This is a genomic window from Actinomyces denticolens, from assembly GCF_002072185.1.
GTDB lineage: Bacteria > Actinomycetota > Actinomycetes > Actinomycetales > Actinomycetaceae > Actinomyces > Actinomyces denticolens.
In genome coordinates this window covers 83,068-106,866 of the sequence record NZ_MVIW01000003.1, presented here as the reverse complement: position 1 = coordinate 106,866, position 23,799 = coordinate 83,068, and the positions used below count along the sequence as shown (strand labels likewise).

General features: G+C 72.6%; 17 protein-coding genes and 1 tRNA gene. 8 read left to right on the top strand and 10 right to left on the bottom strand.

The window, feature by feature from the left end:
* Position 1 precedes the first annotated feature (1 nt).
* The 7 genes from B1H55_RS01680 (at position 2) to B1H55_RS01650 (ending at position 11,134) form a co-directional block, all read left to right on the top strand.
* Positions 2–1,294, top strand: coding sequence for an LCP family protein (locus B1H55_RS01680; RefSeq protein ID WP_231952571.1), 1,293 nt, complete (start codon positions 2–4; stop codon positions 1,292–1,294).
* A gap of 87 nt (positions 1,295–1,381) precedes the next feature.
* On the top strand, positions 1,382–2,728 hold the full coding sequence (gene wecC / locus B1H55_RS01675; RefSeq protein WP_073452369.1) for a UDP-N-acetyl-D-mannosamine dehydrogenase: 1,347 nt from the start codon (positions 1,382–1,384) through the stop codon (positions 2,726–2,728).
* 163 nt (positions 2,729–2,891) lie between these two features.
* On the top strand, positions 2,892–3,284 hold the full coding sequence (gene tagD, locus B1H55_RS01670; RefSeq protein ID WP_073452368.1) for a glycerol-3-phosphate cytidylyltransferase: 393 nt from the start codon (positions 2,892–2,894) through the stop codon (positions 3,282–3,284).
* A gap of 44 nt (positions 3,285–3,328) precedes the next feature.
* Positions 3,329–7,030, top strand: coding sequence for a bifunctional glycosyltransferase/CDP-glycerol:glycerophosphate glycerophosphotransferase (locus B1H55_RS01665; protein WP_073452366.1), 3,702 nt, complete (start codon positions 3,329–3,331; stop codon positions 7,028–7,030).
* A 50-nt stretch (positions 7,031–7,080) separates the two neighbouring features.
* Positions 7,081–8,175: an XcbB/CpsF family capsular polysaccharide biosynthesis protein gene (locus B1H55_RS01660; protein ID WP_077239949.1), complete on the top strand. Its 1,095-nt coding sequence runs from the start codon at positions 7,081–7,083 to the stop codon at positions 8,173–8,175.
* Between the two features lie 11 nt (positions 8,176–8,186).
* The gene (locus B1H55_RS01655; protein WP_073452362.1) at positions 8,187–9,257 is read left to right on the top strand and encodes an XcbB/CpsF family capsular polysaccharide biosynthesis protein; all 1,071 of its coding nucleotides are present in this window, start codon (positions 8,187–8,189) and stop codon (positions 9,255–9,257) included.
* Positions 9,254–11,134 carry a glycosyltransferase family protein gene (locus tag B1H55_RS01650; protein WP_096519483.1) on the top strand — a complete coding sequence of 627 codons (1,881 nt, stop codon included), beginning with the start codon at positions 9,254–9,256 and terminating at the stop codon, positions 11,132–11,134. The genes B1H55_RS01655 and B1H55_RS01650 overlap by 4 nt, the downstream gene beginning before the upstream one ends.
* Positions 11,135–11,205: 71 nt before the next feature.
* On the opposite strand, the gene B1H55_RS01645 is transcribed toward B1H55_RS01650, so the two are convergent.
* The 7 genes from B1H55_RS01645 to B1H55_RS01615 are packed head-to-tail and all read right to left on the bottom strand — an operon-like array spanning position 11,206 to position 20,356.
* Positions 11,206–11,970 carry a DUF6270 domain-containing protein gene (locus B1H55_RS01645; RefSeq protein ID WP_080461533.1) on the bottom strand — a complete coding sequence of 255 codons (765 nt, stop codon included), beginning with the start codon at positions 11,968–11,970 and terminating at the stop codon, positions 11,206–11,208.
* On the bottom strand, positions 11,967–13,007 hold the full coding sequence (locus tag B1H55_RS01640; protein ID WP_073452356.1) for an ABC transporter ATP-binding protein: 1,041 nt from the start codon (positions 13,005–13,007) through the stop codon (positions 11,967–11,969). The genes B1H55_RS01645 and B1H55_RS01640 overlap by 4 nt, the downstream gene beginning before the upstream one ends.
* Positions 12,991–13,863, bottom strand: coding sequence for an ABC transporter permease (locus tag B1H55_RS01635; protein WP_073452354.1), 873 nt, complete (start codon positions 13,861–13,863; stop codon positions 12,991–12,993). The genes B1H55_RS01640 and B1H55_RS01635 overlap by 17 nt, the downstream gene beginning before the upstream one ends.
* Complete coding sequence (locus B1H55_RS01630) at positions 13,860–15,722, bottom strand: glycosyltransferase (protein WP_080461532.1); 1,863 nt, start codon at positions 15,720–15,722, stop codon at positions 13,860–13,862. Before B1H55_RS01630 ends, B1H55_RS01635 begins: the two co-directional genes overlap by 4 nt.
* Entirely contained in the window at positions 15,715–17,046 is a 1,332-nt protein-coding gene (locus B1H55_RS01625; RefSeq protein WP_080461531.1) for a glycosyltransferase family 4 protein, read from the bottom strand. The genes B1H55_RS01630 and B1H55_RS01625 overlap by 8 nt, the downstream gene beginning before the upstream one ends.
* Positions 17,043–18,194: a glycosyltransferase family 4 protein gene (locus B1H55_RS01620; protein WP_073452352.1), complete on the bottom strand. Its 1,152-nt coding sequence runs from the start codon at positions 18,192–18,194 to the stop codon at positions 17,043–17,045. The genes B1H55_RS01625 and B1H55_RS01620 overlap by 4 nt, the downstream gene beginning before the upstream one ends.
* The gene (locus B1H55_RS01615) at positions 18,191–20,356 is read right to left on the bottom strand and encodes a polysaccharide biosynthesis protein (protein ID WP_073452350.1); all 2,166 of its coding nucleotides are present in this window, start codon (positions 20,354–20,356) and stop codon (positions 18,191–18,193) included. The genes B1H55_RS01620 and B1H55_RS01615 overlap by 4 nt, the downstream gene beginning before the upstream one ends.
* 341 nt (positions 20,357–20,697) lie before the next feature.
* On the opposite strand from B1H55_RS01615, the gene cimA reads away from it, so the two are divergent.
* The gene (gene cimA / locus B1H55_RS01610) at positions 20,698–22,383 is read left to right on the top strand and encodes a citramalate synthase (RefSeq protein WP_077239953.1); all 1,686 of its coding nucleotides are present in this window, start codon (positions 20,698–20,700) and stop codon (positions 22,381–22,383) included.
* On the opposite strand, the gene B1H55_RS01605 is transcribed toward cimA, so the two are convergent.
* The 3 genes from B1H55_RS01605 to orn form a co-directional block, all read right to left on the bottom strand.
* Positions 22,370–22,762 carry a DUF6463 family protein gene (locus B1H55_RS01605; protein WP_231952570.1) on the bottom strand — a complete coding sequence of 131 codons (393 nt, stop codon included), beginning with the start codon at positions 22,760–22,762 and terminating at the stop codon, positions 22,370–22,372. The genes cimA and B1H55_RS01605 overlap by 14 nt on opposite strands.
* A 72-nt stretch (positions 22,763–22,834) precedes the next feature.
* Positions 22,835–22,907: transfer RNA gene (locus B1H55_RS01600), tRNA-His, on the bottom strand.
* Between the two features lie 159 nt (positions 22,908–23,066).
* A complete protein-coding gene (orn, locus tag B1H55_RS01595) occupies positions 23,067–23,693 on the bottom strand; it encodes an oligoribonuclease (protein ID WP_073452444.1) in 627 nt (208 codons plus the stop codon).
* Between the last annotated feature and the right edge of the window lie 106 nt (positions 23,694–23,799).

Sequence of the window (23,799 nt, the reverse complement as noted above, 5' to 3'; positions counted from 1 at the left end):
CATGAACGAGACCCCTGATCTCGTCCCTGCCGCCGATGACAGCGCGAGAAATCCGGATGCGCCGAGCGACACCGACGATTCAAGCGCCGAGGCGCCCCGGCCGGGCGAGCGGATGAGTCCGGTCGAGCCGGGCGCCGACGACGCCCCGGAGCCCGGCGGGACCGCCGATCCCGAGGAGGCGCCCACCGACGGCGGGACTGATGAGGGCGTCGCGCTCCTCACCGCCGCCGCATCGATGCCCGCGGCCGACGACGAGGCGGGCGAGGCGGCCCCGGCGCGCCGCCGCGGGCGCCGCTGGCGGATCGCGCTCGTCTCCGTCCTGGTCCTCCTGCTCGTCCTGGTCACGGGCGTCGGCGCCTTCGGATGGTGGCTGCGCCATCGCGTGGACTCGGCCATCGAGAGGATCCCCGACCCCTTCGTCGGCCTCACCGAGCGTCCCACCGCCGCGGACGTCGAGGGCGACGCCCCGGTCAACATCCTCGTCATGGGGTCGGACTCCCGGATCAGCGCCGGCGATCCCTCCCAGTGGGAGCAGGGCGGCCAGCGCACGGACGCCATGATGATCATCCACGTCAACGGCAACCGCCGGGGCGTCTCGGTCATCTCCATCCCCCGGGACTCCTGGGTCCCCATCCCCGGGCACGGCACGGGGAAGATCAACTCCGCCTTCTCCTACGGCGGGCCGGCCCTGGCGATCCAGACCGTTGAGAACCTCACCGGCGTGCGCATCGACCATTTCGCGGTGGCCGACTTCGAGTCCTTCGCCACCCTCACCGACGAGATCGGCGGGGTGACGCTCCGCCTGGAGAAGCCGACCACGCTGGCGGGCACCGAGTTCGCCGCGGGGCCCCAGCACCTCAACGGCGCGCAGGCCCTGGCCTTCACCCGGGAGCGCTACAGCCTCTCCCACGGGGACTTCTCCAGGATCCAGCGTCAGCAGGCATGGATGCGCGCCATCGTCTCCCAGGTCCTCAACGGCGGCCTCATGTCCGATCCCGCCGGGCTCTACAGCTTCCTGTCCGTGGCGGCCGGGACCATGTCGGTGGACGAGGGCTTCTCGATCGACGAGATGCAGTCCCTCGCCCTGAGCCTGCGGGGCCTGGGGTCGGGCGGCATCACCTACGTGACCGCCCCCTACCAGGGGACGAGCACGAGTGAGGACGGCCAGTCGATCGTCCTGCTGGACCAGGCCGCTGACGCCCCGCTCTTCGAGGCGGTCGCCGACGACACCGTCTCCCAGTACCTCGCCGAGCACGCCGACGCCGTCCCGCAGCTGCCGTCCGCCGTCGAGTGAGACAGATCGCGGCCTCGCCGACCACGGGCGGTCGGAGCAGGACAGGCGGAACGATCCGCCCCATGGGCATTCGGATGGAGTGAGACAGTGACGACGACGCGAACCCTGACCCCGGCCAACCCGTCCGATGGCGCCCCGATCAGCACCGTCGCGGTGGTCGGCCTGGGATACACCGGCCTGCCCACCGCCGCCGCCCTGGGCGGCGCCGGCCTGAGGGTGATCGGCGTGGACACCTCCGCGCCGAGAGTCGAGGCCGTGGGCAGGGGGGAGCCGCCCTTCGTCGAGGAGGGCCTGAAGCAGGCCATCGCTGAGCAGGTCATGAGGGGCCGGCTCACCACGCAGCGGGCGATGCCGCGGGCCGACGCCTACGTCGTCGCCGTCCCCACGCCCCTGGCCGCCGGCCACCGGGCGGACCTGAGCAGTGTCGACGCCGCAGGGGCGGCCATCGCGCCAGTGCTCGCCGGGGGCGAGCTCGTCATCCTGGAGTCGACGTCGCCGCCGGGCACCACGGCGCGCCTGGCCCGCGCCATCCAGGCGGCCCGCCCCGACCTGGTCGTCCCGCTGGCGGAGCGGGACGACCAGGCCGCCGCGAGCGGCCCCGGCCCGGTGCGGCCGGGCCGCGCGGCCGTCGACGTCGTCCACTGCCCCGAGCGGGTGCTGCCGGGGCGGGCGATGGCCGAGATCGTCGAGAACGACAGGATCATCGGCGGGCTCACCGCCCGGGGGGCGCGGCGGGCCCGCGACCTCTACGCCGCCTTCTCCGCCGGAGGGATCCTGCTCACCGACGCGCGCACCGCGGAGCTGGCCAAGCTGGCGGAGAACGCCTACCGCGACGTCAACATCGCGTTCGCCAATGAGCTCGCCGTGATCTGCGCCGACCAGGGCGTGGACCCCTGGGAGCTCATCGAGCTGGCCAACCGGCACCCGAGGGTGTCGATCCTCAAGCCCGGCCCCGGCGTGGGAGGGCACTGCATCGCGGTGGATCCCTGGTTCATCGTCGAGGCCGCCCCCGAGCGGGCGCGGCTCATCCGGGCCGCCCGCGAGGTCAATGACGCCGCGCCCGGGCGCGTCGTCGAACGGGTGCTGGACGCCGTCAGGGGCCAGGAGGCGCCCACCATCGCGGCACTGGGGCTCGCGTTCAAGGCCGACGTCGACGATCTGCGGGGATCGCCCGCCCTGGCCATCGTCGAGGCGCTGGCGCGGGCGCTCCCGCGCGCGAGGATCATCATCGCCGAGCCGCATATCGACGCCCTGCCGGAGTCCCTGTCCGGCCTGCCCGGCGTGAGCCTGGCGCCCGTCGCGGACGCGGTGGCCCAGGCGGGCGTCGTGGTGCTCCTCGTGGACCACCGGGAGATGCGCGGGCTCGACCAGGCGGCGCTCGCGGGCAGGGCCGTCATCGACACCCGAGGACTCTGGCGCCGGCGGCAATCCTGAAAGTTCGCTGAGAATTACCAGGTCAAATGCTGTTCCTGTGAGGTTGTCCATGGAATTGCGACCATTGAACGGGTGACAGGATCGGAATGATCGACCATACTCGGTGTCGAATCGTGATCTTCGGTTCTGAAGGTGCTCTGGCCTCTCCCTGAGGAGTTCTTCGATGCGTCGCGTCATCACATATGGGACATTCGATCTCCTGCACTACGGGCATATCGAGCTGCTCCGACGCGCGAGGGCCCTGGGCGACTATCTCGTGGTCGCACTGTCGTCTGATGAATTCAACGCCGGGAAGGGCAAGAAGGCCTACTTCTCCTATGAGGAGCGCCGGGCGATGCTCGAGGCCATCCGCTATGTCGACCTGGTGGTCCCCGAGAACAACTGGGAGCAGAAGGTCGATGACCTCGTCAAGTACGAGATCGACACCTTCGTCATGGGTGACGACTGGACGGGACGGTTCGATGAGCAGCTCGGCGGTCTCTGCGAGATCGTGTACCTGCCCCGGACGCCTGAGATATCGACGACGCAGATCAAGAGCGACATGACCCAGTCCTGATCCCCTGCTGACGATCCCGCTAACACTCGCACGAAGGAGGCCTGATGGCCGCGGATAGCCCCGAATCCTCCGCGACAACCGCGTTGAAGCCGATCTGGCGCGCCGTTGTGCCCAAGTCCGTGCGGCGAGCGCTCTACCACCGGCGCCACCAGACCGCCGAGCAGCACCAGGAGCCATCGCACCTGCCGCCCGTGCTCGCGGCGGCCGCCTCCACCGAGCCGGTCCAGCACTCCATGACCACCGGCCCCAAGCTCTCCGTCGTCATCCCGGTGTACAAGGTCGAGGAGTACCTCGACGCCGCCGTCGAGTCCGTGGTCAAGCAGACCTACAAGGATATGGAGATCATTCTCGTCGACGACGGCTCGCCGGACCGCTGCGGCCAGATGTGCGACGACTGGGCCGCCCGCGATGCCCGCATCCGCGTGGTCCACAAGCCCAATGGCGGGCTCTCCGACGCGCGCAACGCGGGAATGGCCGTCGCCACCGGCGACTTCATCGGCTTCGTCGACTCCGATGATCTCCTGGACCCCCGTGCCTATGAGCGGCTCATGGGTGCCCTGGAGCACAGCGGATCGGATATCGCCACGGGCAACGTGCTCCGATTCCAGGGCGAGAGGAAATGGCAGGGCTGGAACCAGGGCTACTCCCATGACCCGTCCCTCTACCCCGAGCTCGCCCCCGGGTCCAGGGTGGCCACCGGCGTCCAGATCCAGGAGCACCCCGAGCTCATGTTCGACACGACCTCCTGGAACAAGGTCTACCGGCGGTCGCTGCTGGCGGCCAACGGCATCGACTTCCCCGTCGGCAAGCTCTACGAGGATATGTTCCCCGTGGCCCGCGCCTACGCGGCGGCCTCGGCGATCGACGTCGTCTTCGACTCGGTCTACCTCTACCGGGAGCGCGAGGACCGCTCCTCCATCACCCAGAAGCGCGGGGAGCTGAAGAACCTCGTCGACAAGATGGAGATGGTGGACCGCACCTGGGACCTCGTCGCCGACCAGGACAACTCCGAGGTCCTGCGCGACACCCTCCTGTTCAAGCTCCTCGAGGGCGACCTGCCCGTCTACGCCCCCTACCTCGGGCACGACCCCCAGTTCGACCAGGCCTACATCTCCACCCTCGCCCGCTACTGGCCGTATGTGACCCCGGACCTCCTGGCCCGCATCCCCCTGGGGCGCCGGGCCCTCGTGGCCTGGCAGGCCCGCGGCGAGATCGCCATGGCCGACCGCGCCGAGGCGTGGATCAACCGCCATTTCTTCGACATCCCCATCGTCGAGGACGAGCGCGGCATCCACGCCGATCTCAGCGTCAACACCGAGATGCTCGCCCCCCTCATCGAGGGCGGCTACGACTCGATGACCCGCTACGCCAAGCCCCGCTGCACGGTCACCGAGGCCCAGATCCGCGACGGACTGCTCACCGTCGAGGGCTACGCCTTCCTCGACATCCTGCCCACGGGCAGCGAGCAGGTCATCTCCTTCGAGCTGCGCTCCACCGACGGCCTGACCGCGCCCATCGAGCACCGCCGGGTGCGCAACGAGTGGGCCAACGGCTCCTGGCCCGCCGGCATCGGGGACCGCGAGGACTGCGGCTTCATCATCTCCGAGCCCCTGGCCGCCCGTCTGCCCGCCCTGCCGGAGGAGCCCGGCGCGTCGCGGACCTGGAGCCTGTGGTACTCGGTGGCCTCGCGCACCCACGCCTCCGAGTTCGAGGAGATGCGCCCCGTGTGGCGCGGCGGGGCGATCCGCCTGGGGGACACCGCCATCTCCGACGACGGCTGGAGCGCCTCCATCGACTGGTCCTCCTGGACCAGGCCCCTGACCCTGGACCAGCGCCGCTTCTCCTTCATGGCCACCGGCGTCGTCGAGCGCGACGCCAGCCTCGCCACCGTCATCCGCTCCGTCGACGGCTCGCCGATCCGCGAGGCCCGCTACATCCGCGACCACGACTCCACCACACTGCCCGCGGTGCTCAAGGCCGCCGCCGACGGCGCCGTCGAGGCCTCGATGTCCATGTCGAGGGTCCCCGGCCGCGACGTCCCCAAGGGGGCCCGCAACGGCTGGCACCTGGAGGTCAGGAGCGCCCGCGGGGACTGGGAGCGGGTCGTGCCCGCCCAGGGCCTCGTGCGGGAGAGCGCCGACCGGGCCTGGTCGGTCCGCGGTGACTCCGACGGCTCCCTGTGCCTCGTCGACGGCGCCTCCTCCCTCATCGTCGATGAGATCACCTATGAGGACCACGCCTGGCGCCTGACCGGGCGCTGCCCCGCGGAGGTCGATCCCGCCTCCACGGTCTCCATGTGGAGCGATCAGGGGGCCTTCGAGCACTGCTCCTTCGAGATCCCCTCGCCCGGCCGCTTCGCCGTGACCATCCGCCCCTGGAAGAAGGGCTGGTACGCCGACCGCGAGATCGCCTGGAGGACGGGGGAGTACCACTTCTGGCTGCGCGTGGACGGCCGTGACTCCAAGTACCGCATCCGGGCCAACTCCTCCCTGCTCCAGACCACCCTCCAGATGAACATCTGGGACGGCACCCTGCACTCGCGCTTCCACATCTCCGCCGACTCCCTGGACATGACCATGAGGGTCGACGAGGGTCTGCTCCACACCGAGCGCGGGCGCCACAACCGCTTCCGCCTCATGGGCGAGTGGAGGACCGCCACGGGCGTCGAGCCCATGGACGCCGCCGTGTTCGCGTCCTTCATGGAGGGGCACGCCGCCGACTCGCCCCTGGCCCTCTTCGAGGAGCTCAAGAGGCAGGACACCGGCCTGGACCTGTACTGGGCCGTCAACGACGGCTCGGTCATCGTGCCCGACGGCGCCACCCCGCTGCTCAAGGGCTCCGCGAAGTGGTTCGAGGTGCTCGCCCGTGCCCGCTACGTCGTCAACAACGTCGGCGGCATCGAGGGCTACGGGAACCGCCCCTTCCAGCGCTACCTGCAGACTTGGCACGGCACGCCGCTCAAGCACATCGGGCGCTCCCACATCGAGGAGACCCCCTGGGCCTACGCCGTCGGCGCCCTGCGGGGCCGCGAGGAGAGCTCGGAGTGGGACGGCCTCGTCTCGCCCAACCCCTTCTTCTCCTCCATCGCCGCCCGCGAGTTCTTCTACGACGGCCCGATCCTGGAGATCGGCTACCCCCGCAACGACCGCCTCGTGCGGGCCGACGAGGCCGAGCGCACCCATTTGCGCTCCCGCTTCGGCCTGCGCGCCGACGCCCGCGTGCTGCTGTACGCCCCGACCTTCCGCGAGACCGGCGCCGGCGGCCAGGTCTCGGCCATGCGCGAGCTGCTCGACCTGGACCGCCTGGCCGACGAGCTCGGCGAGGAGTGGACCATCATCCTGCGCGGGCACAACTACAACCGCCGGGCCTCGGCCAAGGACGCCAGCCGGGCCCGGATCCTCGACCTGACCGAGCACCACGACATCAACGACCTGCTCATCGTCTCCGACGCGCTGGTCACGGACTACTCCTCGGTCATGTTCGACTACCTGTGCACCGGCAAGCCCGTGTTCAACTACGTCCCCGACCTGGAGGACTACACCGCCTCGCGCGGCATGTACATGACCGTCGGGGAGTGCGCGGTGGGCCCCCTCCTGCACGAGCAGGACGCCCTCCTCGCCGAGCTCCGGGGCATCGACGCCTACAACGAGCGCTACGGGGACCGCTACCGCCAGCGGGCCGAGTTCTTCGTCCCCTGGGACGACGGGCACGCCTCCGAACGGGCGCTCGGCGCCCTCATGACCTGACCGACCGACAAGCAGCGACATCCCAGCCGCGCCCAGCACGAGGAGGAACAGTGGGAGTCTTCGACGACGTGGGGACCGTCCGCCAGGAGGCGGGCAGCAGGACCGTGACCGTGGACCTGCCCTCGCTCATGGCCTCGCCGCAGGCGATCCTCAGGCCCGCGACCATGGCGCCGCCGGACCGCCTGAGGGTCACCGACGAGCGCCTGAGCGCTGTCACCACCCTCATCGCCCTGGCCCGCCAGGACCCGGGAATCAGGGCGGCGCTCAAGGCGATCACCGCGGAGGGCTACCTCGTGGCCGGCGCCGGCGACGGCGAGGGCGTCCTCGTGCGGCGCGGCTGCGTCGGCTCCTTCTGGGACGAGGTGCGCACCGGCGAGTGCTCCCTGACCCGCTCCGGCGTCGCCTACTCCTACCACGAGCCCGAGTGGGGCGCGCCCGCCCGCTACCTCGTCGTCGTCTTCTCCGGCATGCACTCGGACTGGAACCACCCCGGGCTGGACCGCTACATCTTCCCCCAGTTCCGGCACATCGGGTCCCTCACGCCCCCCGGCACCGCCGTGCTGAGGCTGGGCGACCTCGGCGGCATCTCCGGCTCCTTCTTCATGGACACCGCCGACGCGCCGTCGAACTGCGATGACATCTCCGAGCTCATCGTGGCCGCCATCCGAAGGCTCGGCCTGCCGCCCCAGCGCGTCTGCCTCATCGGCCCCTCCAAGGGCGCCACCGGCGCCGCCATCCATGGGCTGCGCCTCCACCTGCCCTTCATCGCCGTCGACCCGATCGTCGACGACACCTTCTACCGGGAGGAGCGCGACGACCAGCACTTCACCGGCGCCCCCATCTTCCCCAGGCGCGTCGAGGAGGTCCTCGCCGAGCTCATCGACGAGCCCGGCTCAGCCTCCCCGCCGCCCGGCGTCGTCCTGACCGCCCGGGGCTCGGAGATCTCCTCCGACGCCCTCGCCTTCGCCCGGGACCTGCGGCGCCCCTGCGCCGTTCACGAGTCCGATGACCCCAGGGTCGGCGCCCACCCCGACGTGGCGCGCGCGGTCCTCGGGCCAGCCATCGCCGCGCTCAACGCCCTCCTGCTGGGGATCCCGGTGGGGAGCACGATCGCGGCCCAGTCCACCAGCGCCCGCCAGAGCTGAGAGGTACCGAGATGGATTACCTAGACGGTGTTGAGCTCCTGCCCCGCCGCCCCCACAAGGGCGTGTGGGACGTCCCCCTCGACGACTTCGCCTCCGATCCGGTCGGCTTCCAGGCCGCCCTGGCCGAGCAGGACCCCGACTTCATCCGGGTCGCCGACGCCGCGATCACCGGCTCCGGGGGCCCCATCGGCGTGGGCCGCTCCGACGCCCGCCTCCACGCCCTGCACAAGCTCCTGGCGGGCAAGGGCTACTTCATCTGGGAGGGCGGCGACGGCGTGGCCAAGTACATCGCCCGCGGCCGGATCCGCAGCTTCTGGGAGCCCATCACCTCCGGTGAGATCTCCATGACGAAGGACGGCGTCCTCTACCAGATGATCCTGCCCGAGGGCGGCAACGCCCTGCGGCGCCTCGTCGTGGTCTTCTCAGCGATCCACACGAACTACAACGAGGCCTCCCTGTGGAGGTACTTCCCCCACCACTACCAGCACCTGCGCGGGCTGACCCCCGGGGACACCGCGATCCTGCGCATCGGCGACCTGGGAGGCGTTGTCGGCTCCTTCTACGGCGACACCCTCGACGCCCCGGGCAACGCCGCCGCCATCAGCGCACTCATCGCCCGGGTGATCCGCTCCTTCGAGATCCCGCCGGCGCAGGTCTGCCTCCTGGGCTCGTCCAAGGGCGCCACCGGCGCCGTGCGCCACGGGGTGGCCCTCGGCCTGCCCTTCGTGGCCGCCGACCCCGTGCTGGGGGACCAGTACTACGAGCGCTCCCGAGATGACGCCCACTTCACGGGCCCGGAGGTCTTCACCTCCACCAAGGACAGCGTGTTCGCCCAACTCCTGGCCTCCGAGCGCCCCACCGGGGCCAGGGGGGTGTTCCTCACCTCCCCGCAGTCGCCGCAGCACGACATGGTCGTCCAGTACGCCCAGAGCCTGGGGCGCCCCACCCTCCTCTTCGACTCCTCGGATGTCAGGATCGCCGACCACCCATGGGTGCCCGGAGTCGTCCTCGGCCCGACCTTCATGGCCGTCAACGCCCTCATCCTGGGCTGGTCCCTCCCCGAGGGCACCATCGAGCTGTGAGCCTGCGGCGCGCGCTGTGGCACCTGCGTCACGGCGGCCCGGCGGGCCTGAGGGAGCACCGCCGCCGCCGGCGCGCCGCCCGGCCCACCGCGAGCCACCGGCGCTCGCGCCCCGCCGTCGCGCGGGGCGTGGCGGGCATCCCCGACTGGGCCCTGCCCGAGGCCGCCGCACCCCGGCACGAGGTGACCGCGGGGGTCATCGCCGACGAGTTCACCTCCCTCGCCCTGCGCTACGAGTGGCGGGCCGTGCCCCTGGAACCGCGCCGCTGGCGCGAGCAGCTCGCTGAGAGCGGCCTCGACCTCATCTTCGTGGAGTCCGCCTGGCACGGGAATGACGACGCCTGGATCTACCAGGTCCTGGGCGACTCGGCCCCCTCCAAGGGGCTGCGCGCCCTGATCGCCGCCGCGCGGGCAGCGGGCATCCCCACGGTCTTCTGGAACAAGGAGGACCCGGCCCACTACGACGACGCCATCGCCACGGCCGCCCTCTTCGACCACGTCTACACCACGGACTCCACCCTCGTGCCGCGCTACCGGGCCGAGCTCGGGCACGACCGCGTCGGCGTCCTGCCCTTCGCCGCCCAACCGTCCATCCACAATCCCATCCGCCTGACCGGCCCCGATGGGCGCCCCGTGGAGCGTCGCGGCATCGCCTTCGCCGGGATGTACTTCGCCCACAAGTACCCCGAGCGCCGCGAGCAGATGGACATCCTGCTCGGCGCCGCCGCCGACGCCGGACGCCGCACCGGCCACGACCTCGTCATCTACTCGCGCTACCTGGGGGACGACGATCGCTACCAGTTCCCCGCGCCCCACGACGCCGCCGTGCGCGGCAGCCTCGACTACGTCCAGATGCTGGCCGCCTACCGCGCCCACCAGGTCTTCCTCAACGTCAACTCCGTGGTGACCAGCCCCTCGATGATGGCGCGGCGCATCTTCGAGATCACCGCCTGCGGAACGCCCGTCGTCACCATGCCCAGCCCCGCCACAGGTGCCTTCCTGCCCGCCGGGAGCCTCGCCATCGCCCGGGACCGCGTCGGCGCCGAGCACGCCATGCGGGCGCTCTGCGCCAATCCCGAGCTCGGCGACCGCATGACGCACCTCGCCCAGCGCGAGATCTGGGCCCGCCACACCTACGCCCACCGGGTGGACACGGTCCTGGCCGACCTGGGGATGCCCGAGCGGCGCCGCCGGACCGCCTCCATCGCCCCCCTCGTGGCCACCAAGCGGCCCCATCGCCTGGTGGCGGCCCTGGAGTCGCTCGCCGCCCAGCAGGGGGTGGAGATCCGCCCGGTCATCCTGACCCACGGCTTCGAGGCCGATGACGCCGCCCGCGCCTGCGCCCGCGAGCTCGGCCTGGAGGCCACCTGGATGAGCGCGCCGGCCGGCGCGAGCCTCGGCGCCAACTACGCGGCCATGCTCCAGAGGGTCGAGGCCGATCTCATCGCCAAGATGGACGACGACGACCTCTACGGACCCCACTACCTGTCCGAGGCGCTCGCGGCCATCGACTACTCGGGCGCAGGGATCGTCGGCAAGCACGCCCACTACGCGCATTTGGCGGGCAGCGATCTCACCGTCCTGCGCTTCCCCGAATGGGAGCACAGGTACACCTCCTTCGTCTCCGGCCCGACGATCGTGGCCAGGGCCGACCTCGCGCGCGCCGTCGGCTTCCCCGACGCCTCCCGGGGCGAGGACACCGCCCTGCTGCGCGGCGCCCTCGATGCGGGCGCGCGCGTCTACTCCACCTCCCGGTTCGGCTTCGTCCAGCGCCGGGGCGATGCCGCCGATCACACCTGGGCCATCGACGACGCCGAGATCCTGGCGACCTCGCGCATCAGCCATTGGGGGGCGCCGGGCGCCACCGAGCTGCCCTGAGGGACCGTCCCGAGGCGCCCTGGGCATGGGGGACGGGGCCCGGCCAGCGCCGGGGCCGCCCCGTCGATCCCTCAGCCGCGCGCCGCGAAGGCCTCGACGCCGTCGGCCACCCAGTCGTAGAAGGCGCCGATGTAGTGGAAGGGGGCCGCCCCCCAGCGGTGGGCGTCATCGGCCACGACGAGCTCATCGGGCACCTGGAGCACGCGCGTGCCCAACTCGTGCGCCCGCTCGTAGTAATCGATCATCGCCCAGTTGGCCCCCAGCGCGCTCATGCCCCAACTGCGCACGGTGGAGCGCCCCTGCGCGGTGCGCGCGGCCCAGGGCGCCTGGAGGAGGATCGTCCGCTCCAGCAGGCCGACCCGCTCGAGCATGGCCCCGAGGCGCGGCAGGGCGGCGGCGAAGAGCTCCTGGTGCTCGTCGGTGCCCAGCTCGACGAGGCGCCCGCCCAGCGGCCCGTAGAAGTCCCGGCCCAGGCGCAGACTCGCCGTCAGGCCCTCCGTGGAACGGGTGAGCCAGTGCCCGGGGGAAGCCTCGATGACGCCGAGGCGCTCATCGGTGAGGTCCCACAGCAGCACGTCCGTGGTCGCCGCCAGGCCCGCCAGCTGGGCCTCGGCGTCGCCGGCGGCGTCGGAGGCGAAGCAGCGCCGCGCGAAGGCGCTCTCCAGCGCGTCGGCGTCGATGGCGCGCACGTCCACGGCATTGCCCGTGGAGATGATGGACTGCCTGGCGACGTAGCGGGCCACCCGCCAGCCCCGCTCCTGGAGCACCGCGGCGGAGTCCCTGCCCACGCAGGATCCGAGGATCGCCAGGGATCGAGCGGGGGCGGGGGCGGTCACTGGGAGGCGTCCTTACGGTGACGGGGCGCGTAGACGCCGATGCGGCGCGCGGCGCGGGGGGATGCCGGGGAGGAGGCGGGCGCGGGGACCGCCGGCCCGCTCATCCTACCGTCACCGGCGGGGCCGGGCGCCGAGGGACTCGCGGGGGCGGAAGCGGCGCGGGGCGCCCACTTGCGCCGGCAGCGCGCCAGGATCTCCTCCGCGACGGCGTGCTCCCCCTTGGCCACGTTCCAGGACCACCAGCGGTAGTCGTGGGCGATCTCCGGGCCGGGCCCATCGCCGATGAGCCGGCCGTCCATGAGCCAGATGGCGCGCGTGCACATCTCCTCGATGGTCTGGGCGGCGTGGCTGACGATGAAGACCGTGCCCGCCCCCGCGCGCAGCTCGGCCATCCGGCTCTCGCTGCGCTCCTTGAAAGCGGCGTCGCCGGTGGACAGGGCCTCGTCGATGAGCAGGATGTCCGGGCTGGCGGACACGGCGATCGCGAAGCGCAGCCGCGAGGCCATCCCCGAGGAGTAGGTGCTCATGGGCCGGTAGATCGCCTCGCCGATGCCCGCCAGGGCGACGATCCCCGGCAGGGCGGCGCGGGCCTGCTCCGGCGTCATCCCCATGGCCAGGCAGCCGAGGATGACATTGCGCTCCCCGGGCAGGTCCGGCACGAGGGCGGCGTTGACGCCCAGGAGCACGGGCGTGGAGCGCGCCAGGACCCTCCCGGAGCGCGGCGTCTCCAGGCCCGCCACGATGCGCAGCAGGGTGGACTTCCCCGAGCCGTTGCGCCCCAGGATCCCCAGGGACTCGCCGGCCCGCGCCACGAAGGAGACCCCCTTGAGCGCGTCCACGGTCACGCGCGGGCGCTGCCCGAGGGCCCTCATCGCGATCCGGCGGGAGGGACTGAGGGCGCGCATGGCCGAGGCGTCCGCCGAGGGCGCCCGGTAGCGCACATGGAGGTCGTCGACGACGACGGTCACGGGTGAGGCCGCGGGCATGCCGGCGGAGGGCGCCCCGCGGGAGGGGAGGGGCTCAGCGCTCGACGCCATAGGACTCCTCCCTCGCCCAGAAGAAGACGTACCCGACGCCCACGGTGACGAGCACCCACAGTCCCATGACCGCCCAGTCGCGCCCCGGTGGCACCCGCTGGTAGAGGATGACGTCGCGGTACATGGTCAGCAGCTTGTAGCCGGGGTTCCAGTCGACGACGAACCTGGCGGCGGGCCGGTGCATCATCTTGTCGAAGGAGAAGAACACCCCCGAGCCGAAGTACCAGAACTGCGCCACGAAGGGCCACACGTTGCGCATGTCCGGCAGCTGCGCCGTGATCCTGGAGGTGAAGAGCGCCAGGCCCAGGGCGAAGAGGTTCTGCAGGGCGAAGATCGGCACGATGAGGATCCAGTGCCATGAGGGCCAGGCATGCGGCGGCAGGATCATGACGATGATCAGCAGCGCGGCCAACGGCGGCAGCGTGTCCAGGGCACCTCGGATCATGAAGGAGATCGGCAGGGCGACCCGCGGGAAGGAGAAGGAGCGGATGAGGTTCCTCCCCGCGCTCATCACCTGCCCCCCGCCAGTGATCGCCCGCTGGAGCGTGGGGAACATGGTGACCCCCACCAGCAGGTAGCCCACGAAGTTGTCGATGCTCCTGTTCGTCTCCAGCAGCAGTCCGAAGACCGCGAAGAACACGAGGGCGTCGAGCATCGGCTTGACGATGAGCCAGATATTGCCCAGGAGGGTCCCCCGCTGGGTCCCCAGGGCGCGGGCACGGGCGTCGGCCCAGATGAAATGACGGCGCCGCCAGGTCTGGCGGATGTACGCCGGCAGGGGCGGGCGCTTGCCGACGGGCCTCAGCCCCGTCATATCCGACCTCTCGAGCCAGGGCGCCGGAGGACTGATACTCATCGCACCTCCTCATGAATCGTGCGGACGGCGCCCCCATTCTCCTCCCAGGTGGGCAGGCTGCTCCCGGCCGACGGCGTGATGTGGGCCGCTCGCGCCGACGCATCGTCGGCCCCGGCCCGGGCGAGCAGCCCGATCCGCGCCGCCAGCGCGCCGGCATCCCCCGCGGGGAAGAGGAGGCCGCCGCCCCGGGTGACCTCCACGAGCGCGGGCAGGTCCGAGGCGATCACCGGGCGTCCGAGCGCCTGCGCCGTCAGCGGCTTCAGCGGTGTGACCATCCGGCACACCGGCGTGTCCCGCCGGGGCGCGCAGAAGGCGTCGAGCGCCTGGTACCAGCCCAGGGCCTCGCCCGCCGGGACGCGGCCGGGCAGGACGCAGGCCTCCTGCCCCGGGCCCAGCAGGTCCAGCTCCTGGGCCAGGGCGAGCAGCCCGGGCCGGCTCACGCCGTCGCCGACGATCGCGCAGCGCGCGTCCACGCCCCGGCCCCGTGCGATGGCGACGGCGCGCAGGAGGACGTCGAATCCCTCGTAGTCCACCAGGGAGGAGACGCTCCCCACCCAGAATCCCCCGGTGGGCAGGCCCAGGCGGGCGCGCGCCTCGGCGGGGGAGCGGGGCTCGGCGGCCAGGACCTCCCCCTCCACGGCGTTGGGGATGACCGTGATCCGCTCGGCGGGCACACCCCGGGCCACGAGGTCATCGCGCTGGAGCGACGACAGGACGACGACGGCGTCGGCGCTCCGGGCCATCTCGGCCTCCTTGGCGCGCAGCAGCGCGAATCGCTGGGACGCCAGGGCCTCGGCCTGCTGCTCCGGGGGCCGGGAGGCCACCCACGTGTACTCCAGCATCCCGCGCATCTCGTAGACCCAGGGCAGGCCGTGGCCGCGCGCCACGGCGGACACCACGAGGGCGTTGGCGTAGTTCGTGGTCGTGTGCAGCACCTCGGGGCGGAAGACGGCCACCTCCCGGGCCAGCAGCCGGGCCGTCTGCGCCAGGCGCGCCGCGGGCGTGGGCGCGAGCCGGGAGGGCAGGAGCCGGTGGTACTCCACGCCGTCGACGACGTCGCGCGGGGCCGCCCCCAGGCGCCCCACCGTCACGGGGTACCCGATCCGGGTGACCGCCCGGAGCTCCTCGCCCGCCCGCCGCTGGGCGAGGAGGAGGTGGTGCGAGCGCAAGGCGTAGCCCGACTGGGTGTGCGGTACGGAGTTGGTCAGCAGGTGCAGGACCCGGGGCGCCCCCGAGCGCAGGGGGCCCCGCCAGGAGGGGGAGGGGACGGGGGGCAGAGCGAAACCGGGGGACATCGTCGCCAGCTCGGCCGACAGGCGCGCCCTGGCGGCCCGGATCGAGTGATGGGGGCGCACGGGGCGCGCTCCCGGGGAGGAGGGGGAGTCGGTCAGGACGGCATCGAGTGCTCCGATCGCCTCATCCAGGTGCCCCCGCGACCACAGGTCCCGGGCCCGGATCCTCGCCGGGGCGGCCTCGGCCCCGCCGGGCAGGAGATCGGCCAGCCCCACGGCCACGGCGATCTCCGCCGCCAGCCGCCGCCCCAGGGCGCTGCTCGGGCGGGCCCGGGCGAGGGACTCCACCACGCGCTCGGGGCGGTCGGCGAGCAGGGACGCGAGGGCGGTGCGCAGCGAGCCATCACCGGCGCCGACGCCCACCGCGCCGGCCAGGGCGGCGCGCGCCCCGTGGGGCAGGCGGCGGGCGCTCTGCAGGGCCAGCAGGAGGGGGTCCTCCGCCATGTGCCGCGCGGCGGTGTCGACCAGGAGGCCGATGGAGCGCAGCCGGGCGGCCGCAGGGGAGGCCGATCGCGGGGCGGGGGATGCGGCGGGAGGCACCGACCGGCGGGCTCGGTTCTCAGCCATGGGCGACCTCCGTGAGCAGCGCCTCGTAGTCGTCCACCAGGTCGCCCCGGTCGGCGTGCCGGGCGAGCCACTGCGGTCCGGCGCTCGCCGTGAGGCCGGAGCGGTCGGCCGCCAGAGCGCCCCAGGCGGCGGCCAGCGCCCGGGGGTCCTGCGGGGGCACCACGAGCCCGGCGCTCGCGGACCGGATGATGTCGGCCGCCTCACCGGTGACGGCGCCGCTGATGTGGCGACCGGTGGCCAGGGCCTCGTAGAGCTTGGAGGGGACCGTCATGGACATGGCGGGCCAGTCCTGGAGGCTCACGAGGACCGTGTCCGCCCAGGCGTAGTGCTCGGCCACCGCCTCGGGAGCGACCAGCGGCAGCACCTCCACCGGAGCGCCGAGCCGCTCGGCGGTGGCGCGGATGTGGGCCGCCTGCGCGCCGTCGCCCACGATCCTCAGCCTCAGGCGCGTCCCCCGGGCCTCGGCGATGACCGCCGCCTCCACGGCCGCCGCCAGTCCCTGGCTGCGCCCCACCGTGCCCAGGTACACCACGCGCAGTTCCGGGCGCCCATCATCGCCGTGCCTGCGCCGCGGGGGAGCGGGCAGCCCCCAGTCCGACGGGGCCGCGCTGTTGCGGATAACCTCCACCCTTCTCATGCCCCGCTCACGCAGCGCCTGGGCGAAGGACTCCGTGGTGGCCACAACGGCGTCGGCCCTCCGCTCCAGGGCGGTCACCGCCGGGGCGATGAGGCCCGCGGCGCGGTGGTGCGACAGGCGCGGCGCGGCGCCGACGGCGCCCCCGATGGCGCTGATGGCGCTGATGGCGCCGCCGGCGGTGGCGGAGCTGCCGGCCGCGCCCGCCTCGCCCGGGGCCCCGGCCCAGTGGCGGCTCGAGTCGAGGATGTCCGGCCAGGCGTCGCGCAGTTCTGCGACGACGGGGCGCCGCAGCGCGCGCCCAACCGCCAGCGCGGCGGGCAGGGTCGGCAGTCCGGGGACCGAGCCGATGACGACGTCGGGGCGATGGCGCCCGCTGAAGCGCGCCAGGGCCAGGCGGGCCCCATCCGCGGCCGCGAGCCCCTGATCCGCGCCGCGCCCGCCGATCCCCGTCCCATAGCGCCTGAACGCGGTGCGGTGGACCATCGCCCCACTGCCATCGCGGGCGACGGCGCCCGGGGCGAGCCGGGGGGAGGGATCGAGCAGGGCGCCGACCGGGTAGTGCGGGGCGGGGGCGAGCACAGCGAGGTCATGACCGCGCTCCACCAGGCCCCGGGCCAGCCACTGCCAGCGGTTCTGCGGCGCGCCGGCCTCTGGCGCCCAGTAGTGGGAGAGCAGGAGGATCCTCACTCCTCCCCACCGCCCTCAGGGGCGGTGGCCCGCGAGCCGGAACCACTCCCGCCGCTGCGGAGGCCGGGACGCCCATGATGCTCGCGGCGCGCCGCGGTCACGAGCGAGGGCAGACTCATGTAGCACGCCAGGACCACCAGCATCCCGATGACGCCCGGCGCCCACGCGACGTGCCCGCCCGGTCCCTGCCAGGAGGCCAGCGCCACCGCCGAGCAGGCCGCCGCACAGGCGCTCACGAGGAGCGCCACCGTCCAATGGGGCCACCCGGCGGCGACGAGCCGCTGGTAGACGTGCTCGCGGTGCGGCTCGTACCAGCGCTGCCCGGAGCGGGCGCGGCGCCACAGAGTCAGGCCGGTGTCGGTGGCCAGGACGAGCAGTGGAGCCACCGCGACGAGCAGTGGCAGTCCGGAGGCCAGGCAGAGGGCCGCGCCGAAGGACCAGGCCGCCCCGAGGGCGTAGGAGCCGGAGTCGCCCAGGAAGACCCGCGCGCGGGGCGCGTTGAAGGGCAGGAACCCGGCGGCCGCCCCGCCGAGCCCGGCCATGACGAGCGCCAGCCCTGGGATCCGCGCCGATAGGGCCACATGCGCGTAGTACGCCGCGGTCACGAGGGCGTGCCCGGCGGCCACCCCGTTCGCGCCATCCATGAAGTTCGTGGCGTTGACCATGGCGACGGCGCCCGCGCCCAGCGGGATCACGAGCCACGGCGGGGCCCCCGTGATCGACGTCGTGAGCAGGGCCAGCCCGGCGCCCAGGATCGCCTGGGCGATGAGGCGACCCTTGATCGGCAGGGTGTACAGGTCGTCGCCGAGTCCCAGGATCGCCAGTGCGAGGATCGCGGAGAGCCCCACGCTCACCACCTCGATGAGCCTGCCGGAGCGGACCATCGGCCCCCCTGCCACGGCACCGGCCAGGCCCGCCCCGACGGCCATGACCGCGGCCAGCACCAGGGCTCCCCCGCCTCCGCGGGGCACCGGCCCGGCGTGGAGGGAGCGGCCCACGGGGACATCGATGACGCCGGCCCGCCGCAGCACCGGGATGATGGCGGCGGTCAGGACCGCCCCGGCCGACAGGCCCGTGAGCGCGCCGACGGTCACGCCCCAGGCCCAGGCCCCGGGCGGCTGCGGGATCGAGAGGGCCTGCTGGATCATGCGGAGGCCCCTGCCCGTTCGACGGCGCCCCTGGAGCTCGGAGCCCCACTGCGGGCGGCGGTCGTCTGCCCGCTCGCCCGCGCGCGCGTCCGTCGGGCGGCCGGCCTGACGCCCGGGCCGCCGGTCTGACCGTCCGCGGGGGCGGCCGCCCGGGGGCCCGCGACCGGTGCCCCGGGAGCGGGGGCCTCGCTCGTCTCCGTCATCCACCTGCGCACGAGCCCGCCCTGGTGGCCCCATTCGGAGCGCACACGGAGATCATCGATGTCCTGGAGGATCCCCAGCCCGAGCGCCGCGACATCCACGTGCGAGATGAGCGGGTGCCAGGGACGGCGGTCGACCTCCCCGGCGCCGAACAGCGACTCCGTCATCTTCTCCCCGGGCCGCACCCTCGTGTAGGCCACCCGCGGCTCGTCATAGCCCATGAGGGAGGCGAAGCGCCTGGCCAGGGACTCGATATTGTGCGGTTCGCCCATGTCCAGGACGAGGACCTCGCCGGAGTGCCCCAGTGCCCCGGCCTGGAGGACCAGTTGGCAGGCCTCGTTGATGCTCATGAAGAAGCGCTCCATGCGCGGATCCGTGACGGTCAGGGGCAGTCCGCGCTCCAGCTGGGAGGCGAAGGTGTGGAGCACCGATCCGCGCGAGCCCAGGACGTTGCCGAAGCGCACGGAGATGAAGCGCCGCTCGGCGGGCAGGCTCATCCCCACGGCGGCGGTCAGGCGTTCGGCGATGCGCTTGGAGTGGCCGAGCACGCTGGTGGGATCGGCCGCCTTATCGGTGGAGATGTTGATGAACAGGCGCACGTCATGGCTGGTCGCGGCCGTGAGAAGGTCACGGGTGGCGGCCACGTTGGTCAGGAAGGCCTCCTCGGGGAAGCGCTCGGTGAGGGTGAGGTGCTTGAGCGCGGCGGCGTGGAAGACGATCGTCGGGCGAGCCTCGTCGAAGAGGCCGCTGATGAAGCCGGGGGTGCGCAGGTCCCCGAGGATGAGGTCGGGGGAGTCGAGCATCGCCTCGCCGTCGAGGGACAGCTGGACGGCGTGCAGGGCGGACTCGTCCCTGTCCACGAGGATGAGCCGCTCGGGCCGGTACCTCGCGATCTCATGGCACAGCTGCGCCCCGATGGAGCCACCCGCGCCGGTCACGAGGATTCTCTCGCCAGTCAGGTAGGAGGCGATGGCGTCGACATCGGTGTCGATCGCCCGGCGCCCCAGCAGGTCCGAGATCTCCAGGGGGCGGAAGATCCCGGTGCCCCGCTGGGCGACGGCGCTCGGCGGCGCGGGAGCGAGGGAGGGCGCCAGGCCCATGAGCTCCTCGGTGCCGGGCATGACTCGTATCTCGAGGCCGAGCTCGCGCGCCCGGGTCACGACGCCGTCGACCTGATCCGGCCTGGCGGAGGGCACGGCCAGCAGGACGAGGTCGGCATTGGTCTCCCGGGCCACCTGCGCCAGGGAGCGCCAGGGGCCGAGCACCCGCACGCCGGAGAGCCTCAGGTGCCGCTTGGCGGGGTCGTCGTCGAGCAGGGCGACGGGGGTGTAGGGCGAGGAGGGGTCGTCCTGCATGAGGCTGATGGCCGCCGCCCCGCCATGCCCGGCGCCCATGACGATCGCGCGGCGGGCGCGCCTGCCGATCGGGCGATGTCGCATCTCGACCACGCGCAGGTAGAGCCACCGGCAGGCCAGGTGGAGAGTGAGGGCGGCACCGCCGGAGAGGATGGAGTCGCGCATCGGCAGGAGGAGGCCGGCGGAGATCCCGGAGGCCGCGGACAGGGCGACGGCGATGATGACGTCGGTCAGCAGGACGGAGGGGACCTCATCGATGGTCGCGAAGCGCGCCCTGCCCCGCAGGAAGGCCAGGTAGCCGACGATCTGGAGGACGACCGCCAGCAGTGCCGTCAGCGTGACCCCCATGCCCTCGGGACGGGCGTCGCCCCCCGCCGTCAGGCTGAGGGCGGCCACGATCATCACGGCCAGCCCCCACATCGCGGAGTCGAGGGCGGCTGTCGCGCCGTGGGGCAGGTGCAGGCGCGAGCCGCCGATCTCCCTCTCCCGCCACTGGGGCCCCGCCCCGTCCTCCAGGGGCGGGGGCTCCGACGGTGATGGGGGCGTCGCGGACTGCCGGGCAGCCCGCGCCCCGGGCTCGGTCGGGGCGGCGCCATGCTCAGGCACAGGGAGAGTCCTTCGTTCAGGGGGAAGGGTGCGGCGCCTGCGGAGCCAGTGCGGGAATACAACAGGTCAGGCGTTATATCAGCCGTTATATCAGCACTGAGGCGCCTGAGGCGGCGTCACCCCAGTATCCCCTATATGCGCTGCGCGCGGAGTGGATCCGGTGGAGATCACAGGCTCCTCCTTTCGCGGGAGGCGGTGGCCGCGCCGTGGTCGGCGCGTGGTCCGCCAGGGGTGCTGACCGCGTTTTCATGACAGGATGACCGCTGAAATGCCGCACTGGCCACGACTGATCGCCGTCCTGGTGGCCGAACCGCCGGCCGACGATCGATGAAGGAGGCGCCATGGGACCCGGTAGCGCGGCCCCGACCGCCGGCGGTGACGCCATCGCCATCTACGACACGACGCTTCGCGACGGCGCCCAGCAGCAGGGCGTCTCCTTCACCGTGGGGGACAAGCTCGCCGTCATCGCCCTCCTCGACGAGCTCGGCGCGGCCTACATCGAGGCGGGCTGGCCCGGCGCCATCCCCAAGGACACCGAGCTCTTCGCGCGGGCGGGGGGACTGGAGCTGTCCACCGCCAGGCTCGTGGCCTTCGGCGCCACCCGCCGACCGGGCGTCCCCGCCGCAGAGGATCCTGGCCTGCGCGCCCTCCTGGACTGCGGGGCCGGTGCGATCACACTCGTGGCGAAGTCCGATCCGCTGCACGTCGAGCGGGCCCTGCGCACTACGTGCGAGGAGAACCTGCGCATGGTCGCCGATTCGACGGCCCTGCTGGCGGGGGCGGGTCGGGAGACGATGATCGACCTGGAGCACTTCTTCGACGGCCTGCGAAGGGACGCCGATGGCCACTCCTACGGGATCGAGGCCGCCCTGGCCGCAGCCCGCGCCGGCGCCAGTGCCGTCATCGCCTGCGATACCAATGGCGGCACCCTCCCCGATGCCATCGCCTGCGCCATCGCCCGCCTGCGCCGGGCCCTGGACGCCGCCGGGCACCCCGACTGCGTCGTCGGGATCCACACCCATGATGACTCCGGACTGGCCGTGGCCGGGGCGATGGCGGCGGTGGAGGCCGGCGCCCGCCAGGTCCAGGGCTGCGTCAACGGCATGGGGGAGCGCACGGGCAATGCCGAACTGCTGACCGTCATCGCGAACCTCGAGCTCAAGACCCGCTTCACCGCGCTCCCGGGCGACGAGGCCGAGCGGGCTCGGCGCCTGGCCGAGCTCTCGCGGGTCTCCCGCTCCGTGGGGGAGATCGCCAACCGCGCCCCCTCCACCCGGCAGGCCTATGCGGGGGCCAGGGCCTTCGCCCACAAGGCGGGCCTGCACGCCTCGGCGATCCGCGTCGATCCCGATCTCTACCAGCACATCGACCCGGCGCGCGTGGGCAACACGATGAGCATGCTCGTCTCGGAGATGGCGGGGCGGGCCTCGATCGAGCTCAAGGCCCGCGAGCTGGGCATCGACGCCTCCGGTGATGACGACGTGCTGGGCCGTGTGGCCGAAGCGGTCAAGGCCCGTGAGGCCGTCGGCTACGCCTACGACGCCGCGGACGGCTCCTTCGAGCTGCTGCTGCGCCACGCGCTGGGGGAGCTGCCCGAGTACTTCCGGGTTGAGTCCTGGCAGGCCTCGGTGCGCGCCGCCCCGCTGGGGTCCGACCGCTTCCTGCCGGTCGACGGCTCGACCCTCACCCAGGCCGAGGCCACGGTGCGCCTGAGGGCGGGCGGGCGCCGCTTCGCGGTGCTGGGGGAGGGCAACGGCCCGGTCAACGCGCTCGACGCGGCCCTGTGCGACGCGCTGGCGGAGGTCTACCCGGAGATCCGGACATTCGAGCTGACCGACTACAAGGTGCGGATCCTCGACGCCGAGCGCGGCACGCGGGCGATCATCCGGGTGCTCATCGACCTCACCGATGGCGAGCGCACCTGGTCCACGGTGGGAGTGGGCACGGACATCGTCGAGGCCACGTGGGAGGCCCTCACCGACGGGCATGTCGTGGGGCTGATCCGAGCCGGTGTCAGCCCGCGCTGACGGGTGGGCCCGCCCGGTGGCGCAGGAGCCCCAGGGCCAGGGGGACTGCCAGGAACCAGAATCCTGAGGCGGGCATCGTGATGATGCCCGCGATCGTCAGGGCGGCCAGGCCCGCGAGGACTCCCCATGGAAGCGCCCGCCGGTGGTGCTCGAGGGCGGCGACGGTTCCTCCCAGCAGGAGGAGGGCCGCCCCCGCCACGAGGAACCAGTAGGCGGACGCCCGCTCGGCGCTGGACGCCCAGGTCCCGATCCCGCCCTCGGCGAGAGAGGCCTCGATCAGCGGCCATTGGGATGACAGGCCGACAAGGGTGTGGAGTGCGCCGACCCCCATGAGGCTCCAGCCCACGATGGGTCGTGGCGAGGTGGAAATCGTCTGCATTCCCCGAGGCTACTGTGAACGCGAGGCCTCTGCACGGGTGACCTCACCCCGATGAGAGGACCTCATTGGCGGGGTGGCTGACGGGGCTTGAACCCGCGACCTCCTGGACCACAACCAAGCGCTCTGCCAACTGAGCTACAGCCACCATGCGCAGCGCCCACGATGAGTGGGACCGCGACGAATCGGTACTGTATCGGCTCGCTCAGACCTCCGGCAAACCAGGGGCCGTGGACTGCGTCACGCCCTCGCCCGGCGCTGTCATCCCGACCGCCGTCCGGCTCCGGCGCGCTTCTCGGCGCCGCCCTCAGGCCCGGCCGGCCGCCGTCGTCGGGCTGGCCAGGATCCGGGAGGCGATCGCGCGGCACTCCTCGGAGGAGGGGCCCTCGCCGTCGGGAAACAGCACGGCGCGGTAGTAGCGCAACTCGTCGATGGACTCCAGGATGTCGGCGAGCGCGCGGTGCCCGCCCTGCTTCTGGGGGGCCTGGAAGAAGGTCCTGGGGAACCAGCGCTTGGCCAGCTCCTTGATGGAGGACACATCCACCACCCGGTAGTGAAGGTAGTCGATGAGATCGGGCATGTCGCGCGCGAGGAAGGCCTTGTCCGTGCCCACCGAGTTGCCCGCGAGCTGGGCCGTGCGCGCGGTGGGGACGAGGGAGCGGACGTGGTCGAGCACCACGCGCTGCGCCTCGGCCATGCTCAGCCCGCCATCGAGCTCATCGAGCAGGCCCGAGGAGGAGTGCATGGAGCGCACGTAGTCGCCCATCTGCTCCAGGGCGGCTGCCGGGGGCTTGATGAGCACGTCGATGCCCTCGCCCAGTGGGACCAGCTCGTAATCCGTCACGATGACCGCGACCTCGATGAGCGCGTCGGCGCCCAGGTCGAGGCCGGTCATCTCGCAGTCGATCCACACCAGGGGATCCGAGGTCGTTATCTGTCGGCTCACGGGCCAGCAGTCTAACCCGGCTGGTTCCCCTCGGCGCCACTCCTCCCCAATGGCTCCCCATTGGTCGGCAGCCTGACGTAGATTCGGTCCCAGT